The sequence below is a fragment of the uncultured Oscillibacter sp. genome, assembly GCF_950073225.1.
Classification (GTDB): Bacteria; Bacillota; Clostridia; order Oscillospirales; family Oscillospiraceae; genus Oscillibacter.
Window position 1 is genome coordinate 1 of record NZ_CATMPS010000068.1, and the last position, 2,929, is coordinate 2,929.

3 protein-coding genes are annotated in these 2,929 nt (G+C 56.3%); all 3 read right to left on the reverse strand.

The features are described 5' to 3' along the window. Window positions 1–6: 6 nt before the first annotated feature. Window positions 7–1,452 carry a DNA cytosine methyltransferase gene (locus tag Q1M04_RS15965; RefSeq protein ID WP_300448900.1) on the reverse strand — a complete coding sequence of 482 codons (1,446 nt, stop codon included), beginning with the start codon at window positions 1,450–1,452 and terminating at the stop codon, window positions 7–9. Window positions 1,453–1,497: 45 nt separating this feature from the next. Then, entirely contained in the window at window positions 1,498–2,334 is an 837-nt protein-coding gene (locus tag Q1M04_RS15970; protein WP_300448902.1) for an ArdC-like ssDNA-binding domain-containing protein, read from the reverse strand. Continuing rightward, window positions 2,292–2,929: DUF6017 domain-containing protein (locus Q1M04_RS15975; RefSeq protein WP_300448905.1), on the reverse strand; the 638-nt coding region annotated here is incomplete at its 5' end. The genes Q1M04_RS15970 and Q1M04_RS15975, both read right to left, overlap by 43 nt.

Below are 2,929 nucleotides of genomic sequence, written 5' to 3' on the forward strand. Positions count from 1 at the left end.
GTTGGCTTAAACAGTTGACCACAGAATGACCCACGCCATAGAATTATGCAAAGCTATTTGTGGATTTGCGCCAATTTTGGCCGCTTCCACGAACAGCTTTGCATTTTTCTTTGCGCTGCATAAGCCCATTAACCGTTCGGCCTCAAGCGGGGTCAGCCGCCTCACACAAAAGCCGATGCGTACCGGGTTCTGATCGTTAAGCGAATAGCCGCCAGAGCTTGTTTTCGCTGGTAATGTGCCGCTGATCCCACCCGTCTCCCGGTGGTTGCGGCAGTCAATGGCGCTGACAGCGGGGTATGTCTGGAACACTCCACTAAGCTGTCCAGCCAGCAGGGTCGGTGCAGTTTCTTCCTGATAGCCGACGCTTCCAGACGCGCTCCCCGCCTTATAGGAAAAGCCCGCGCTGACAACACAAAAGTCCTGCTCACTTCCGATTCCGGCGGGCCGGGACAGGCCAACAGCGGAGGCGCACAACGTCCCGGCGATTTGAGGGTGTACCAGCAGGGGCTGCTCATGGGCGGCGGTTAGGGTCGGAGACTGGTTGTCCAGAATACCGGCATGGGCCTGTCCGCTGCCAACGCACAGCGCACTGGCAATAACAGGCAGATTGCCGTGGGTCTGGCTCCGCAGGGTGGGGGCTATCCCCGTCCGCTCTACGGACAGGGATTCGCCGCCCTGGTCGTTCAGAATTTCTACTTCCTGCGGGATAAACTGGTATCGGCCGTTTCCCGCTGTCAGCGTCCCCGCGCCCGCTGTATCAGGGCGGCTTTCAGCAAAGGCGGCAGCTCCTTGCCGCGGCGTTCCGCCCGCCTCAAAATACCCGCGCAGGCTTTTGGGGACAAAGAGTACCTCTCCGGCGCGTTTTCCTGTAAAATCGCAGACAAGAAACAGGCGCCTGCGCCGCTGTGCCGTTCCGAAATATTGGGCGTCGTACACGCACCAAGCGAGAGTAACGCCTCCGCCTCGTACCATCCCGGCGTTGGCCCACTTTCCAGATCGAGGCATTGGAACTTTGCCCTTTGTGAACGCCGACAACACAGCCTGATAGTCGCGTCCAGCCCCGGAACTTGTTGCACCTGGGACATTTTCCCAGATTGCGAATTTGGGATATTGCCCATTTGTCGCTTCCCTCATTTCATCAATAATGCGGATGGCCTCCATAAAGAGGCCGCTCCGCTCGTCCGCGAGGCCCCTTCTTTGGCCTGCCATTGACAGCCCTTGGCAGGGACTTCCAAATGTTACGATGTCAACAGGCGGCAGTTTCCCGCCGTGGAGCCGGGTGATGTCCCCCACATGGGCCATATGCGGGAAGTAGTGGTGGGTAATGGATATGCACTCCGGCATGATCTCGCTGGCCCACAGGGAACGGATGCCATAAAAAGAGGCGGCGTAGGGAAAACCACCTATGCCGTCAAAAAGTGATCCTAATGTAAATTGTTTTCCCTGCGTCAAATATTCACCTCAATATTACAATAAATTCGGACAGGAAAACCGCCTTTATCTTCGCTGTTTTCGTTGTCGTGGGTGCTGTACCCGCTCCTGCGTCCGTTCCATCTTTGGCGGGGGCGGGGAGATAGCGTCAATGATTTCCCCGGCTGTGGAGTGGATCACGTTGAGCGAGGCTTTCAGCTCGGCAAGTTCCGTGCCCTTGCTCCAACTGGCAACATAGGCGAGGGAGTAGTCTGTGGTGTCAATGCCAAAATGCTGGCACACAACATAGGCGATGCTTTCGGCCTCCACTTCCTTGCGCCGTTTTTCCGCTGGCGATGGTACTGCCAACAGATCCTGCGGCTGGTGCAGCTTCGCGTGGGCAATCTCATGCACCAGGGTTTTGATTGTCTGTACCTGGCTCATTCCGGGCTTGATAACGATTCTGTTCTCCATAAAGCTGGTGTAGCCCTTTGCGCTCCGCTCAAAAGCCTCCTGCATAACCGGCAGAGGGGATAGGGCGGTCAGCCGGTCATAGATGCCGGTATAGTCCGCCACATCGCCGCTCAACTCGGAAACGCCGATTTGTGGCAGTTCCCGGCCCTCGGTCTGGCTCAGGTCGAAAACATGGGCAATCTTAAAGCGGTTTGGGGAAATTTTCACTTTTTCCGTAAGCGGTTTTCCGTCCGGCCCGCAAATCTTCTGCCCGGTCAGCGGGTCGATCTTCTCCCGTTCCAGCGTGGCCCGGAAGTTACAAGGCGCTAAAATCTGGATGCCCTTTTCCCCTTTCTTCACCTGACGGCCCAACTGTGTCCAGGTGTTATACCCGGCAACATTGGTGGCGTGGGGGCACTGAAAGAGGATCAGCAGGGCATTTCCAAAACTGTAATGATGAAATTTTGCCATAGCGGTGATGTATTGAGCATGATGTACTTGATATGTTCGCTGTCAAGCTGGCGAAAGCGCCGCCTGACAGCATCCACAGGTAAGACTTCACCGCCAATCCGTATGGTGGAGGCCGTGCTGCTCAACACGTCCACAATCAGCTCCAAAAGGCTCTCCACATCGTCGTAGGGAAGCTCCTGCCGTAAATGCTCATATTCGATATTTTCTTTGACTTCCTCTCTCACCTCGCATCGATCAATCCCCATTTGCCGCCCGCTGGGGGCTGGGGGATAGATGGATGGATCAGGCTGGATAAAATCAAGTTGATTTCTTTTAGTTTGATTAGGGTCGGTTTCCTCGACTTCTTGAGGTGGATTTTTGCGGCGTCTTGAGGTCGGAAAATCCGACTTCTGCACGTCGGCAAACTCGACGCCAGGAGGTGGCGCGGGAGGCTCCGGCTTCTTCTCAGGCTGGGGAGGTATCTCCTGTGTGGTGAAACGCTTGACATATATCCGGGTGGGCTTGCCTTGGCCCTGCTTCTTCCGCTCGATCAGACCGACGCCCTTGCCGGTGTCCAGCTCGGCCAGCAGCCTCATGGCCTTGTCCCGCCCGCAGT

Excerpts from the sequence above, each read along its gene's own strand:
- Q1M04_RS15970 (WP_300448902.1), bottom strand. The coding sequence starts at position 2,334 with ATGGCAAAATTTCATCATTACAGTTTTGGAAATGCCCTGCTGATCCTC.